Origin of the sequence: Alcaligenes sp. PF14 (genome assembly GCF_037150615.1) — a bacterium.
GTDB classification, from domain to species: domain Bacteria; phylum Pseudomonadota; class Gammaproteobacteria; order Burkholderiales; family Burkholderiaceae_B; genus Alcaligenes; species Alcaligenes phenolicus.
This window is the reverse complement of the sequence record NZ_JBAGRS010000009.1, coordinates 66,063-80,080: the sequence shown is the minus strand read 5'-3', so window position 1 is coordinate 80,080 and position 14,018 is coordinate 66,063. Positions and strand designations below refer to the sequence as shown.

General features: G+C 57.1%; 15 protein-coding genes. 8 read left to right on the top strand and 7 right to left on the bottom strand.

The window, feature by feature from the left end; all coding sequences use genetic code 11:
* Positions 1 to 10: 10 nt before the first annotated feature.
* On the bottom strand, positions 11 to 1,540 hold the full coding sequence (locus WFM49_RS17765; RefSeq protein WP_022983223.1) for a CYTH and CHAD domain-containing protein: 1,530 nt from the start codon (positions 1,538 to 1,540) through the stop codon (positions 11 to 13).
* 119 nt (positions 1,541 to 1,659) lie between these two features.
* Positions 1,660 to 2,487 carry an IclR family transcriptional regulator gene (locus tag WFM49_RS17760; protein WP_336974675.1) on the bottom strand — a complete coding sequence of 276 codons (828 nt, stop codon included), beginning with the start codon at positions 2,485 to 2,487 and terminating at the stop codon, positions 1,660 to 1,662.
* Positions 2,488 to 2,602: 115 nt separating this feature from the next.
* Between WFM49_RS17760 and ribBA the strand changes: the two genes are divergently transcribed.
* From ribBA to WFM49_RS17730, 6 genes are read left to right on the top strand one after another with little or no spacing between them, the layout of a single operon-like run.
* Complete coding sequence (ribBA, locus tag WFM49_RS17755) at positions 2,603 to 3,769, top strand: bifunctional 3,4-dihydroxy-2-butanone-4-phosphate synthase/GTP cyclohydrolase II (RefSeq protein ID WP_009454780.1); 1,167 nt, start codon at positions 2,603 to 2,605, stop codon at positions 3,767 to 3,769.
* A 14-nt stretch (positions 3,770 to 3,783) separates the two neighbouring features.
* Positions 3,784 to 4,302 carry a 6,7-dimethyl-8-ribityllumazine synthase gene (gene ribH / locus WFM49_RS17750; protein ID WP_009454781.1) on the top strand — a complete coding sequence of 173 codons (519 nt, stop codon included), beginning with the start codon at positions 3,784 to 3,786 and terminating at the stop codon, positions 4,300 to 4,302.
* A complete protein-coding gene (gene nusB, locus WFM49_RS17745; RefSeq protein ID WP_442893038.1) occupies positions 4,256 to 4,771 on the top strand; it encodes a transcription antitermination factor NusB in 516 nt (171 codons plus the stop codon). The genes ribH and nusB overlap by 47 nt, the downstream gene beginning before the upstream one ends.
* Positions 4,772 to 4,784: 13 nt before the next feature.
* Complete coding sequence (thiL, locus tag WFM49_RS17740; protein WP_035273371.1) at positions 4,785 to 5,747, top strand: thiamine-phosphate kinase; 963 nt, start codon at positions 4,785 to 4,787, stop codon at positions 5,745 to 5,747.
* 9 nt (positions 5,748 to 5,756) lie between these two features.
* Entirely contained in the window at positions 5,757 to 6,278 is a 522-nt protein-coding gene (locus WFM49_RS17735) for a phosphatidylglycerophosphatase A family protein (RefSeq protein ID WP_009454786.1), read from the top strand.
* Positions 6,275 to 6,781 carry a CinA family protein gene (locus tag WFM49_RS17730; protein ID WP_009454788.1) on the top strand — a complete coding sequence of 169 codons (507 nt, stop codon included), beginning with the start codon at positions 6,275 to 6,277 and terminating at the stop codon, positions 6,779 to 6,781. The genes WFM49_RS17735 and WFM49_RS17730 overlap by 4 nt, the downstream gene beginning before the upstream one ends.
* Positions 6,782 to 6,785: 4 nt before the next feature.
* On the opposite strand, the gene WFM49_RS17725 is transcribed toward WFM49_RS17730, so the two are convergent.
* Positions 6,786 to 7,586, bottom strand: a complete 801-nt coding sequence (locus WFM49_RS17725) for an IclR family transcriptional regulator domain-containing protein (protein WP_081055440.1) — start codon at positions 7,584 to 7,586, stop codon at positions 6,786 to 6,788.
* A 149-nt stretch (positions 7,587 to 7,735) separates the two neighbouring features.
* On the opposite strand from WFM49_RS17725, the gene WFM49_RS17720 reads away from it, so the two are divergent.
* Together WFM49_RS17720 and WFM49_RS17715 are read left to right on the top strand one after the other, a co-directional pair.
* Positions 7,736 to 8,722, top strand: coding sequence for a Bug family tripartite tricarboxylate transporter substrate binding protein (locus WFM49_RS17720; protein ID WP_009454792.1), 987 nt, complete (start codon positions 7,736 to 7,738; stop codon positions 8,720 to 8,722).
* Between the two features lie 25 nt (positions 8,723 to 8,747).
* The gene (locus tag WFM49_RS17715) at positions 8,748 to 10,001 is read left to right on the top strand and encodes a CaiB/BaiF CoA transferase family protein (protein ID WP_336974664.1); all 1,254 of its coding nucleotides are present in this window, start codon (positions 8,748 to 8,750) and stop codon (positions 9,999 to 10,001) included.
* Positions 10,002 to 10,461: 460 nt separating this feature from the next.
* On the opposite strand, the gene pyrF is transcribed toward WFM49_RS17715, so the two are convergent.
* The 4 genes from pyrF to WFM49_RS17695 all read right to left on the bottom strand — a co-directional run bounded on the left by pyrF (position 10,462) and on the right by WFM49_RS17695 (position 13,801).
* Positions 10,462 to 11,289 carry an orotidine-5'-phosphate decarboxylase gene (gene pyrF, locus WFM49_RS17710; protein ID WP_026485466.1) on the bottom strand — a complete coding sequence of 276 codons (828 nt, stop codon included), beginning with the start codon at positions 11,287 to 11,289 and terminating at the stop codon, positions 10,462 to 10,464.
* Between the two features lie 5 nt (positions 11,290 to 11,294).
* Positions 11,295 to 11,678, bottom strand: coding sequence for a diacylglycerol kinase (locus tag WFM49_RS17705; RefSeq protein WP_009454798.1), 384 nt, complete (start codon positions 11,676 to 11,678; stop codon positions 11,295 to 11,297).
* 154 nt (positions 11,679 to 11,832) lie between these two features.
* Positions 11,833 to 13,479 carry a chaperonin GroEL gene (groL, locus tag WFM49_RS17700; RefSeq protein ID WP_009454800.1) on the bottom strand — a complete coding sequence of 549 codons (1,647 nt, stop codon included), beginning with the start codon at positions 13,477 to 13,479 and terminating at the stop codon, positions 11,833 to 11,835.
* A gap of 34 nt (positions 13,480 to 13,513) precedes the next feature.
* Positions 13,514 to 13,801 carry a co-chaperone GroES gene (locus WFM49_RS17695; RefSeq protein WP_009454802.1) on the bottom strand — a complete coding sequence of 96 codons (288 nt, stop codon included), beginning with the start codon at positions 13,799 to 13,801 and terminating at the stop codon, positions 13,514 to 13,516.
* Positions 13,802 to 14,018: the final 217 nt, after the last annotated feature.

The following is a 14,018-nucleotide window of genomic DNA, read 5'->3' as shown; positions in this document are numbered from 1 at the left end:
CTTTTGGCGTTCAGCGTCGCAGAAGCTCTGTTTGCGGCTGATGCTGATCCAAGGCATTGAGCGCATGCTGTGCATGGGCGGCACGACCTTGGCGGGCATGCGTCAGCCAGTCCCGCGCAAACTGCGCTTGTTCGGGGTTGGCCGCATGTTGGGCATACCAATCCAGCGCCACGTCCACGTCGGTGACTGCACCAATCAAGGCCTGACATTCGCGCAGTACTTTGTGCAGCCCTTGCTTGTCGGCTGCGCTGGGCAAAAACTCCAGGCAGTAGCGCAGGCTCTTGATCCGGTTGCGCAAACGATGCTGCTTGTCCTGGCTGATCTGCGCAAAGCGTTGGCTGCGTAGTTGAATTGTCTGGAACCAGCGGCTGATACGGGCTTCGATCAAATGTTCGGGCTGAGGTACACCGTTCAGTTCCAGCGTAGGGCCGCAAATCAGGCTTTGCAGATTACTTAACAGCAGGGACTGAAACTCGGCTGCACTGGCCAGTTGGACCGGGTCGTGCTCCAGATGGGCAGGAGTAGGCTCAGGTGCGGGGCCGGGCATTCCCGCCTGCAGCAGCAAGGGGGTGATTTCCAGGTGTACCAGGTCATGGTCGCGTGCCTGACCAAACAGACCAAAATAATGTGTCAGGCGCGTATTGGCATACCCTTCGCTAGCCGATAGCCACATTTTGAACAACTTGCGGCAGGAGCGCAGACGGCGTAGACCCACTCGCATCAAGGCCAGATAGTCAGCCTGACGGGAAGAGTCCGGACGTATGCCATCCACGCCGGCCAGCAAGGCGGCATTGCGAATGACCTGCTCCAGGCTCATGGTGGCACTCAGGCTATAAAACTGTTCCAGATCTTCGGTGTCAACAAAATGCGGTTTGGGCAGGTCGTAGGCTTTGCGCGTCAAGGCTGCAGCTACCTGTTCGGGCGTCAGATCCAGACTTTCCGATTTGGCCCGGCGGCGGTCCGCCAGACTGGCCAGGGCATCACCACGCTCGGACTTGCTGCGCATCTCCAGAATCAGGCCATGTTTGTACAGCCAGCGCTGGCCAACCTCAAACATGGTCAGGCTCTCGCCCTTGATCAGCTCAATTTCCAGCTCGTTGACCAGCAGCTTCAAACCATTGGATTCGATATGGCCCACATCGTAGGCCAGCTCCAGTTCAGACTGGCCTTGCTTGATCAGGGCCAGCTCGCGCTGGATGCGGGTTTGATAACGGGCTTGGATTTGATCCGCGTAACGAGCCAGCGCAGCGTGGGCGGGTGTGTCCTGATACAGGCTCAGGTCCAGTTCCGGGCCGGGACGGGGGTGATTGATTTCAATGCGGGACAGGGTATCAGGACCGGGCAGTTTGACGGTCTGGACCCATTGCTCGCCTTCCTTGCGCAGACGCAAGGCGATACTCGAGCGCGCCAAATCGCGTTCGGGCGTATCAAAGTAAATGGCATTTAAGGTAATGCTACCCGTGCGTACTGCGTCAAAGGCGGTCAATAAACCGGGACGGGCACTCTCGGGTACAAAAAATTTCAGTTCTTGTTCTAGCACAGCATCGCACTCGAGAAATCACCCACAACAGGTGGGCGGATAAAACGATTATTTTGCATGTAAACCAGCCAAACTTGAAGTGTCGACACCCGTATAAGTGTGTGTAGTCATGTCAAGTTTTATAAAGGGGGAGTACCTAGCGGCTCGCGCCAGCCCAACTGGTGTGAAATGCTGTTGGCGCACTGTCGCAACTGAGCCAGGATGGGGCTGTTGATACTGGCATCAAACAGCGTACTGGGGCCCAGACTGGTCAGGGCCAGCACAATCTGGCCGGAGTGATCAAACACGGGGACGGACAGGGCATCAATACCGGGCAAGGGGTTGCCCAGTGCCTGTGCCACACCTTGTTCACGGATTTTTTCGAGCATGGCAGCCAGTTCTTTGGGGCTGGGGCGCAGCGGACTGATACTGGTGACAACAGCGCTGTCGCCTGCCTCGCGCTCAATGTAGTGGCGCGCCACCTCAGGGGGCAGCCAGGCGGCAAAGACGTGGCCGGTGGCCGTGTGCAGCATGGACATGACCGTGCCGCAGCGCATGTTTACATGGACCGGGTAGCTGGCCTCGCTGATATGAACCATGGTGGGTCCGTGTGAGCCCAGCACCGCCAAGCCCAGGGTGTGCCCGATGCGCGAGGCCCAGGCTTGAACCAGGGGCAGGGCAATCTTCACCGGGTTCTGGCTTTGCAAGCTGACCAAACCCATCTGCAAGGCAAACGGCCCCAGCTCGTACAGGCCGGTAGCCGGAGCCTGCTGCACCAGTCCTACGTTGGTAAAACTGACCAGATACGGGTGGGCTTTGGCCGAACTCATCCCAGCTTGCGTGGCCAGATCTCGCAACATCATGGGTTGTCCGCTATCTACCAGCGCTTTCAACAGGCCAAAACCCGTTTCAATGGATTGGATACGGCGACGCTTTTCGTCCATAGCAGGCAAAATGGGTTCGGTCATAGGGGTTTGGAGCGGTTTGGCACGGTCTTCAAGTGTACCGACTAATGAAGCTGCCCGCCGGGCCTTGGGTGTCGTAAAATGGCCTTAATTATTATCTGTCTGAGCAAAGAGCACGATGAATCAAGAAATTCAGTCCGACGCTGGTCAACTGGGCGCCAGTCCAATCGCTCCCGTTCCAGAGATTGTTGAAGAGCTGCGCGCCGGTCGCATGGTTATTCTGGTTGACGAAGAGGACCGCGAAAACGAAGGCGATCTGGTCATGGCCGCCGAATTCGTAAATGCCGAGGCGATCAACTTCATGGTGACGCATGGCCGCGGTCTGGTTTGCCTGACGCTGACCGAAGAGCGCTGCCGTCAGCTGGACCTGCCTTTGATGGCCACCCGCAACGGTACACGCTTTGGCACCAACTTCACGGTGTCGATTGAAGCGGCTGAAGGCGTGGAGACCGGCATTTCCGCTGCTGACCGCGCCCGTACTGTGCAAGCGGCCGTGGCCCGTGATGCACGTCCGATTGATCTGGTGCAGCCTGGCCACATTTTTCCCTTGAAGGCGGCCAAAGGTGGTGTGCTGGTGCGTGCCGGTCATACCGAAGCGGGCTGCGATTTGACGGCGATGGCAGGCTTGACCCCGGCTGCTGTCATTTGTGAAGTGCTCAATCCTGACGGCACCATGGCGCGTTTGCCCGATTTGTTGGTGTTCGCCCGCGAACACGGCATCAAGGTTGGCACTATTGCGGACCTGATCCAGTACCGCAGCGAACACGAGTCCATGATCGAGCGTTTGCACAAGAAGTCCGTCAAGACTCCTTATGGCGAATTTGAATGCCACGCTTACCGCGATCTGTCTTCCGGTGGCTTGCATCTGGCACTGGTGCACGGTGAAATCAGCCCGGAAGTGGAAACCCTGGTGCGTGTACATGAACCGACTACCGTGCTGGATGTTCTGATCGAGGGGGATGTGGGCCACAGTTGGACCCTGCCCACTGCGTTGCGTACCGTGGCCAAATCCGACAGCGGTGTTGTCTTGCTGATGAACTGCCAGAGCTCCGAAGAAGAGAGTTTCGAGCAGATTCAGGCTTGGGCTGCAGACAGCCCGGCCCAGGCGCCACGCGGTCGCCCTAGCCGCAACGATCTGCGCACCTACGGAATTGGTGCACAAATTTTGCGTGACCTCAATGTTGGTAAAGCCCGTTTGATGTCGCGACCACGTAAAATGCCAAGCATGGCCGGGTTTGCATTGACCGTGACGGGTTACCATAGCGAACCAGACTCTCAATCCTAAGCGGAGCTTCCAACATGAATCCTTACATTGTTACCCCTGACCTGAATGGGGAAGGTCTGCACATTGGTATTGTGCGTGCGCGTTTTAATGAATCCATCGGTCTGACCGAGTTGGAAGCCTGCTTGAAAGAGCTGGAAGCTTTGGGTGTAGACGAGCGCGATGTGACCGTTCTGTCCGTCCCCGGCGCGCTGGAACTGGGCATCACCCTGGGCCAGATGGCTGAAACCGGCGAATTTGATGCCCTGATCGCTCTGGGTGCTGTTATCCGCGGTGACACCTACCACTTTGAAGTGGTCAGCAATGAAAGCGCTTCGGCCATTACTCAAGTCTCCCTGGCAACCGGTATTCCTGTTGCCAACGGTGTACTGACCACCAACACAGATGAACAAGCCGAGATTCGTGCTGCTGAAAAAGGTCGCGATTGCGCCCGTACAGCGGTCGAGCTGGGCAATCTTATCGCCGTCCTCGAACCCGAGCTGGACGACGATGAGGACGAAGATTACGAGGACGAAGATCTTGACGACGACAAATAAAGTCCCGGCCAGCAAGGCCAACGGACGATCCGCGCGCCGCCGCTCGCGCGAATTTGCCCTGCAGGGCATCTACTCCTGGCTGTTGCGAGGTGCTGATGGCCTGCAGGAAGCCACCTCCATCGACGCCCATATCCGGGGCGACGCGGAGTTTGGCGAAGCCGACGCAGCCTGGTTCAAAACCTTGCTATTCGGCGTCATGCGCGAAGCCCCTGTGCTGCGCGAACGCTTTTTGCCGTATGTGGATCGTCCTTTGGAAGAGCTCTCTCCCATTGAGCACGGCATCTTGCTGATTGGCAGCTACGAACTGGTGCATCACGTTGAAGTGCCTTACCGCGTTGCCATTAACGAAGCCGTTGAACTGGCCAAGTCCTTTGGCGGTACCGACGGTTTCAAATTCGTGAATGGCGTGCTGGACAAACTGGCCGCCGACGTACGCGCACCTGAAGTTGCCAAGCAGGCCCGCCGCTAAAACGGGGCGTGCCGTGCTGAACGAGTTCGGTCTTATCCAGCAGTATTTCAATCGTCCCGCTCCCGAAGGCTATTTGGGAGTGGGCGACGACTGTGCCCTTTTTACTCCAACACCCGGCTGGCAACTGGCCAGCAGCGTGGATCTATTGATCGAAGGGCAACATTTCTTTCCCGATGTGGACCCCTTTCTCTTGGGGCACAAGGCGCTGGCCGTGAACCTGTCGGACCTGGGCGCCATGGGGGCCAAGCCACGAGCCTGCCTTCTGGCTTTGTCCATGCCCGAAGTCCGGCCCGAGTGGCTGGCCGCATTCTCCAAAGGTTTGTTTGAACTGGCCGATCAGGCGCAATGCCCCTTGATCGGTGGCGATACCACGCGCAGCAAGCAAGGGGTGGTCATCAGCATTACGGTGCTGGGTGAAGTCCCGGTGGGACAGGCCTTGCAACGCAGTGCGGCTCAAGCTGGTGACGACATCTGGTTGACGGGGACGTTGGGGGCGGCAGACATTGCCTTGCGCCTCTTGCAAGGTCGACTGGCTGCGGACCCGGATCGTCTGGCTGCCAGCCGCCCAGCCTTGGAACAACCCTGGCCGCCTTACCGCCTGGGTCATGCCCTGGCAGGTTTGGCTCATGCTGCCATTGATGTGTCTGATGGCCTGGTTCAAGACCTGGGTCATATCGCCAAAGCCAGCCAATGTGCCGCCCATCTGGATTGGGACGCCTTGCCGCTGGATCTTTCCTTAAAGGGTTTGCCTGCCGAGCTGCAACGCGAAGCGGTTCTGGTTGGTGGTGACGTTTTTCAATTGTGTTTTACGGGGGCTCCCCAACAACGGGAGTCCATCATGGCGCTGGCCCAGCGCGAAGGCGTGCAGCTTAGCCGTATTGGCTCCATGCACGCTGGTAGCGGGGTGTACGTGCGTGATCAACAGGGTCTGCATCCTGCCCCTGCCCAGGGCGGTTTCGATCATTTTGGTGGCTGAGTCTGTGTCATGAGCACATTTCCTGATCCTTCCTTGAATCCCATTCAACGTCCTACCCTGGATTGGGTGGTGAAAAAGCCTTGGCGCCTGATTGCCTTTGGCGGCGGTACCGGCGTATTGCGTCCGGGGCCGGGTACCTGGGGCACGGTGCTGGCCTGGGTCTTGTGGGTCTTGGGTCTGCATGTGCTGACCGACACGCAAATGGCCATTTTCTTGCCACTTACCTTTTTCATTGGCTGCTGGGCTTGCCACCGCACGGGTTACGACCTGGGCGTGTCCGATCACAGCGGCATGAATTGGGATGAGATGGTCGCCTTCTGGCTGGTGCTGTGGCTGATTCCGCAGACCTGGCTTGCACAGGGCATCGCATTCGTTTTATTTCGTTTCTTTGATATTCTCAAACCACCGCCAATCCGCTATTTTGATCGTCGTCTGCATAATGGTTTTGGCGTTATGTGGGACGATCTCCTGGCGGCAGGCTATACCTTGTTGCTGATGGCTGTCTTGGTACGTTTTGGAGTGTTCTCATGAGCGATTACGAGCATGGCAATGCCGCCCTGGCCCTGGGGCGAGCCCTTAAAGATCGCGGCTGGATGGTGGCCTGCGCCGAGTCATGTACGGGTGGCCTGCTGGCTGCTGCCCTGACGGACCTGCCCGGCTCCAGCGCCTGGTTCGAGCGCGGTCTGGTCACTTACAGCAATAAGGCCAAGGTTCAGGAACTGGGCGTGAACCAGGACACCCTGGATCGTTTTGGCGCGGTCAGCGAGGAAACCGCCATGGAAATGGCGGCGGGTGCGCTGCAAGCTACCGCAGATGCGGAACTGGCTATTTCCACGACCGGCATTGCCGGTCCGGATGGAGCCACGGCGGGCAAGCCGGTTGGCCTGGTGTGCTTTGGTTTTGCACAGCGCCGGGGTGATGGCATTGTGACCCGCGCCTCTGCTCGTATCTTTGACGGAGATCGGGCCCAAATCCGTCAGCAGGCCGTGGAATACGCCTTGGCCAGTGCGCTGACCATGCTCAATCCCGCCTGATTGCTCAGGCCGGTAACATCAAACCCAGCTGCCTGGCGCTCGAACGTAGTTCGGGCAGGCAGCGCTGGATCAGCTTTTCTTCCGTATCCTGCCAGTCCTTGATGCTGATGCTCATTCCGGCTACAACGCGCCCGCTGGCACTGCGCACGGGTACGCCAATTGCCGTTAGACCCAGTTCCAGTTCTTCCTTGATCAAGGAATAATCCTTTTCCTGCACCTGCTTCAATTCGCGCAGCAAGGCCTCGCGAGTATGGGCGGTGTATTGCGTCATGATCTTGAAGGGAGCCAGCTCCAGGTAGGCATCCAGCCTGCTTTGCGGCAACTGCGACAGCATCATTCGCCCGATAGAGGTGCAGTGAGCAGGCAGGCGGCTACCCAGGCCCAGAGACACAGTCAGTACACGCTGTCGTTGGGCGCGTGCCAGATACAGAATTTCGTCCCCATCCAGCAAGGCCAGTGCACAGGTTTCACCGACGCGGTCACTCAGGTCGTCCAGTATGGGCTGGGCCAGACTGACGATGGAGGTCGAAGAAAAGTAGGCATGGCCCAGCTGCAAAATCGCCGGACGCAGCTTCCAGAACGGACCTTCCTGCTCTGCATAGCCCAGGGCTTGCAGCGTGTAGAGGCAGCGCTGCACCACCGCCCGTGCCAGACCCGTTTTCAGGGCAATTTCTGCGGCCCGCAATGGGCGTCTTCTATCTGAAAAAGCCGTAATCACCTGCAAACCACGGGCTAGCGATTGCATGTAGTCCGGATCGCCTTTGTAGCTGCTGGCGGTAGGGCTTGTCTCTTTATTTGTTGTCATGGCTCAGTAAGTGGCAGGATCTAGTTTTGTTCGATTAACGAACTCCATAGGATTCACAAGAATTATCGATGATAAATTGTAAAAAAAACAAGACTTAGCAATTTAATAATCAAGTTCGATTATCGGACAAAATAAGTTTGGAGTGATGCATGAAAAAAATTCTAGCCCGTAAAGTGGCTCCTCTTCTGGCCGGAATGGGTTTGTTGTTTTGTTCCTTGGGCGCGCAAGCCGCGTATCCGGACAAGCCTATCCGTCTGGTTGTGCCCTTTACGCCGGGCGGTGTGACTGACGTGATTGCCCGAGGTGTCGCGCAGCAACTGTCCAAGGATCTGGGCCAGATCATCATTGTGGAAAACAAGCCCGGTGCCAGCGGCATTATCGCTACGGACTTCGTCGCGAAATCTGCCCCCGATGGCTATACCGTCCTGCTGGCTGCGGTTGGTCAGGCCGTGGTGAACAACCACCTTTACAAGAAACTGCCTTACGATCCGGCGCAGGATCTGGCCGCTGTTTCTCTGGTGGCGGAAGGGCAGAACGTGCTGGTGGTGAACGCCAAGCAAAGCCCATTCAATACGGGCGAGGAGCTGATCAGTCATGCTCGCGCCAAGCCCGATGATCTGACTTACGCTTCCTTTGGTAATGGCTCGTCCTCGCACCTGTCGGCTGCCGCCTTTACCACGATGGCCAATATCGACGTCATCCACGCTCCTTACCGTGGCAGCGCACCTGCCATGACCGATCTGCTAGGTGGTCACATCTCCTTCATGTTCGACAGCATGGGCACCGCAATTACGCACATCAACGCCAATACTGTGCGTCCCCTGGCTGTGTCCGGTCCGGAGCGTTCCTCCTTGTTGCCAGAGGTTCCAACCTTTGCAGAGTTGGGCCTGAACCAGGGCTATAACGTGACAGCCTGGTTTGGTTTCCACGTCAGCAGCGGCACGCCTACTGAAATTATTGATCGCCTGAGCCAGGCCATGAAAACCGTCAGCGAGAACAGCGAGTTTGTTGAAACCTTCCGTCGTCAGGGCGTGGACATCATTTCCTCCACCCCTGCCGAGTACGCCGAGTTCCTGCGTCAGGAAGACGAGAAATTGGGCAGCCTGATCAAGCAAGCCAATATCACGCTGGACTAATTGTTTTTGAATGGAGCACTGTAACGTGAGCGATCAGCACGCCTCGCAGGCGACGCGTCCTGCCCCTTTGGATGGCATCCGGGTTCTGGATCTGACACGCATTCTGGCTGGCCCATGGTGCACACAGAACCTGGCCGACCTGGGGGCCAATGTCTACAAGATAGAGCGACCCGAAACCGGCGATGATACCCGCGCCTGGGGCCCTCCCTTTTTGCAGACACCTGAAAAGGAAGATACGGCTGAAGCGGCCTATTACTTGTCGGCCAACCGTAACAAGCAGTCGATCAGCCTGGATATTGCCAGCCAGGAAGGGGCGGATGTGGTGCGTGCCATGGCACGGGAATGCGACATTCTGGTGGAGAACTTCAAGGTGGGGGGGCTGGCTAAATACGGCCTGGACTACGCCAGCTTGAAAGAGATCAACCCTCGCCTGATTTATTGCTCGATTACCGGCTTTGGTCAGACAGGCCCTTATGCCGAGCGTCCGGGTTATGACTTCATGATCCAGGCCATGGGCGGCATGATGAGCCTGACGGGCGAGCGTGATGACAAGCCCGGCGGTGGTCCTCAGAAAGCGGGGGTTGCCGTCGCGGACTTGATGACGGGCATGTATGCCACCAGCAGCATTCTGGCCGCCTTGTTTGAACGCTCACGCAGTGGTTTGGGGCAGCATATCGACATTGCCTTGCTGGACTGTCAGGTAGCCATGCTGGCGAACCAGAACATGAATTATCTGGTCAGTGGGCAGGCACCGAAGCGAGCCGGTAATGCACATCAGAATCTGGTGCCGTATCAGGTGTTCCCAACGGCAGATGGCCACATCATTGTGGCTATCGGCAATAACCGTCAGTTCGCGGCTTATTGCGAAGCAATTGGACACCCGGAAATTGTTGAGGATTCGCGTTTCAACATTAACAGTCAGCGGGTCAAGCACAGGGATGAGCTGGAGCAGATTCTGAGCGCCGCGATGCAACAGCATCCTAGCGCTTACTGGCTGGAAACGCTGGACAAGATTGGCGTGCCAGCTGGACCTATCAATGATCTGCACGGCGTGTTCTCGCACCCGCAGGTTCAGGCCCGGAATATGCGTATCGAGCTGGACCATAGTCAGGCTGGCAAGGTCAGCATGACGGCCAGCCCCATGCGCTTTTCAGATAGCCCGGTGTCCTACCGCATGGCTCCGCCGCAGTTGGGTGAGCATACCGAGCAGGCGCTGGAGAGTTTGCTGGGAGCGGATAACCCGGAGCTGAAGCAGTGGCGTAACCGGAACCAGGCTTGACTAGGGTTAAAAGCCAAAGCCAAAGCCAAAGCCAAAGCCAAAGCCAAACCAGAATTTGAACCAGTGTCAGAGTCGAGGCGCAGGCCTAGTTTAGCGTTTGGACTTGTGGCAGAAGTAGTGTCTGATTGACACCGCCCCTGCTACCTGAAATACAGGTCAGACCCTGGCCTAGGCCTCGTGACTCAGTAGGGGGAAGCTGCTTCTTACGCTTAAGGCTCAACTGAGCCTGAGCGGGTCCTATCGGTCATAGCTTAATAAATAAGAAGCCCCACTCACTTTGGATTGAATCCAAGTGAGTGGGGCTTTCTTGTATCTACACTAATTGCTGTCGCTGTCGCTGTCGCTGTCGCTGTCGCTGTCGCTGTCGCTGTCGCTGTCGCTGTCGCTGTCGCTGTCGCTGTCGCTCCAAGCTTGGACTCTGTATCCCCGGTCTGTTTTCAAACCGGGGAAGGGCAGTCAATTAGCGCTGCTTGTTGCGCGCATCATTAATCGCATTGCGCGTAGCAATCGCTGCAGCTTGTGCCGCATCACGCCAGTCATCGCCTCGGCTGGCGTACAGGATGGCACGCGAAGAGTTGATCATCATGCCGTTACCTTGCGAGTCCATACCAGCAGCAACGGTGGCGACCACATCGCCACCTTGTGCGCCAATGCCGGGCACCAGCAAAGGCATATCGCCAATACGGGCACGTACCTTGCCAATTTCCTCGGGGAAGGTTGCGCCCACCACCAAAGCACATTGGCCGTTTGTATTCCATTTCTCTGCCACCAGGCTGGCCACGTGCAAGTACAGTGGGGTGCCATCGGCCATTTCCATGAATTGCAGGTCCGAGCCGCCGGGGTTGGAGGTGCGGCACAGCACGATCACGCCCTTGTCCTTGTGCTCCAGATACGGCTCTACCGAGTCAAAGCCCATGTAAGGGCTGACGGTGACGGCATCTGCACGGTAGCGCTCAAAGGCTTCGCGTGCGTACTGTTCGGCTGTCGAACCCACGTCCCCACGCTTGGCATCCAGCACGATGGGCAGGTGAGGGTAGCGGCTGCGAATGTAGTCGCACAGGTCTTGCAACTGATCCTCGGCACCCTGAGCGGCAAAGTAGGCAATCTGTGGTTTGATGCCGCAGGTGTAGTCGGCGGTGACGTCCACAATCGCTTTGCAGAACTCATAAATCGCGCCGGGTTTGCTGGCCAGCTCCAAAGGCAGGCGGGCAGGGTCTGGGTCCAGACCCACCATCAGCATGGATTGGTTGTCCGTCCAGGCACGGTTCAGTTTTTCTATGAATGTCATGGGAATCAGGAAAGTAAACGGCTATACAAAAAGCTGAGCCAGACGGCACCAGCAAAAATAAGGGACAGCAGCACGGCAGCACTGGCCAGATCCTTGGCCCGCCCGATCAAGGGGTGGTGCTCCAGGGTAATCGTGTCGGCCAGGGCCTCCAGGGCCGAGTTCAGCAGCTCCACCACCAGCACAAAGACTAGTGTGCCCAGCAGGACCAGAATCTCCGCCGGGGTTTGCCCCAGCCAGAATGCCAGTGGCGTCAGGATGACAGCCAGCGCCAGTTCCTGGCGAAAGGCAGCCTCATGGCGCAGGGCAGCGGCCAGGCCCTGGCTGGAGTAGCGCAGGGCATTGAACAGGCGGCCAACACCGCCTTTGCTTTTGAATGGAGAGTCTGACATGAAGGACGCTGCAGATTGAAGTGCCCTGATTATAGGGGTTTGCTTGGACGAAAAAAAACCGGATGGAAAAATCCATCCGGTTTTTGTACTAAAAGCGTGGCGATCAGGGCAGAAGTGATCAATTTCCGCCCGGATCGGGGTGCTGATGTGTGGCTTAGAAGCCGCCCATACCACCCATGCCGCCCATGCCACCCATGTCGGGCATGGCTGGAGCAGGTTTGTCTTCCACGATTTCGGTTACGGCCACTTCGGTGGTCAGCAACAGGCTGGCGATCGAAGCTGCGTTTTGCAGGGCAGTACGAGTCACCTTGGTTGGGTCCAGAACGCCTTGCTCGACCAGGTCACCGTATTCGCCAGTAGCAGCGTTGTAACCGTAGGTGCCGGTGCCGCTGGCCACTTGGTTAACAACCACGCTGGCTTCTTCGCCGGCGTTGGAAACGATGGTGCGCAAAGGAGCTTCGATAGCACGCAGGATCAGCTTGATACCGGCGTCTTGGTCGGTGTTGTCGCCTTTCAGTTGGGCAACAGCTGCGCGGGCACGAATCAGTGCAACGCCACCGCCAGGAACGATACCTTCTTCGACGGCTGCGCGAGTAGCGTGCAGGGCGTCTTCAACGCGGGCTTTCTTCTCTTTCATTTCGACTTCGGTGGCAGCGCCAACGCGAATCACGGCAACACCGCCAGCCAGCTTGGCCACGCGCTCTTGCAGTTTTTCACGGTCGTAGTCGGAAGTGGACTCGTCGATCTGAACGCGGATTTGTTTCACGCGAGCTTCGATGTCGGTGCCGTTGCCAGCGCCGTCGATGATCGTGGTGTTTTCTTTGGCCACTTCAATGCGCTTGGCCTGACCCAGGTCGTCCAGAGTCGCTTTTTCCAGGGACATACCGGTTTCTTCGGAGATCACGGTACCGCCAGTCAGGATAGCGATGTCTTCCAGCATGGCTTTGCGACGATCGCCAAAGCCAGGAGCTTTAACGGCGGTAGTCTTCAGAATGCCACGGATGTTGTTCACAACCAGAGTAGCCAGGGCTTCGCCTTCCACATCTTCAGCAACGATCAGCAAAGGACGGCTGGTCTTGGCAACTTGCTCCAGTACGGGCAGCAGGTCACGGATGTTGGAGATTTTCTTGTCGAAAATCAGAACAAATGGATCGTCCAGAACAGCAACTTGCTTGTCAGCGTTGTTGATGAAGTAAGGGGACAGGTAGCCGCGGTCAAACTGCATACCTTCGACCACGTCCAGTTCGTTTTCCAGGGACTTGCCGTCTTCAACGGTAATTACGCCTTCTTTGCCCACTTTGTCCATGGCATTGGCGATGATCTCACCAATGGAGTGGTCGCTGTTGGCGGAAATGGAACCGACCTGAGCAATTTCTTTGCTGGTGGTGCAAGGACGGGACAGTTGACGCAGTTCGTCAACCACAACGCCAACAGCCTTGTCGATACCGCGCTTCAGGTCCATTGGGTTGATGCCTGCGGCAACAAACTTCAGGCCTTCTTCAACGATGGCTTGGGCCAGCACAGTAGCGGTAGTGGTACCGTCACCGGCGTTGTCGGAAGTTTTGGAAGCAACTTCTTTAACCAGTTGAGCACCGATGTTCTCGAACTTGTCTTTCAGTTCGATTTCTTTGGCAACGGACACACCGTCTTTAGTAACGGTAGGAGCGCCGAAAGAGCGGTCCAGAACAACGTTACGGCCTTTGGGGCCCATGGTGGTCTTAACAGCGTTAGCCAGAATATTGACGCCGCGTACGATGCGGGTACGTGCGTCGTCGCCGAAGTAAACTTGTTTTGCGGTCATGGTTTGAATCCTATTGAATTTTCGTTGGCGGTACTTATTCGATCACGGCGAAGATTTCTTCTTCGCGGATCACCAGCAGCTCTTCGCCGTCGATCTTGACGGCCTGGCCGGAGTATTTGCCAAACAGAACTTTGTCGCCGACCTTCAGATCCAGCGCCAGAACCTTGCCGTCCTCGGTTTTCTTACCGGGGCCAACGGCCAGGATTTCGCCTTGATCGGGCTTTTCAGTCGCGCTCTCGGGGATAACGATACCGGAAGCGGTGGTGCGTTCGTTGTCCAGACGCTTGACGATCACACGATCGTTCAAAGGACGCAGTGCCATGGAGAAACTCCTGTTTAAAGATGACTTTAGTTGTTGGTCCGATTGTGGGGGCGAGGCGTTTTAGCACTCAACCCCTTCGAGTGCTAATTATAGGGACGACTTTTCTAATTTCAAGAGCACCAGGGTCAGGCTGTTACATATTTGTCCTGGGGCGTGAAGTAGGGGGAGAGAAACGCCGGGTTCTGGTGCGTGTCTGGACTTGGGCTCACATTCATAA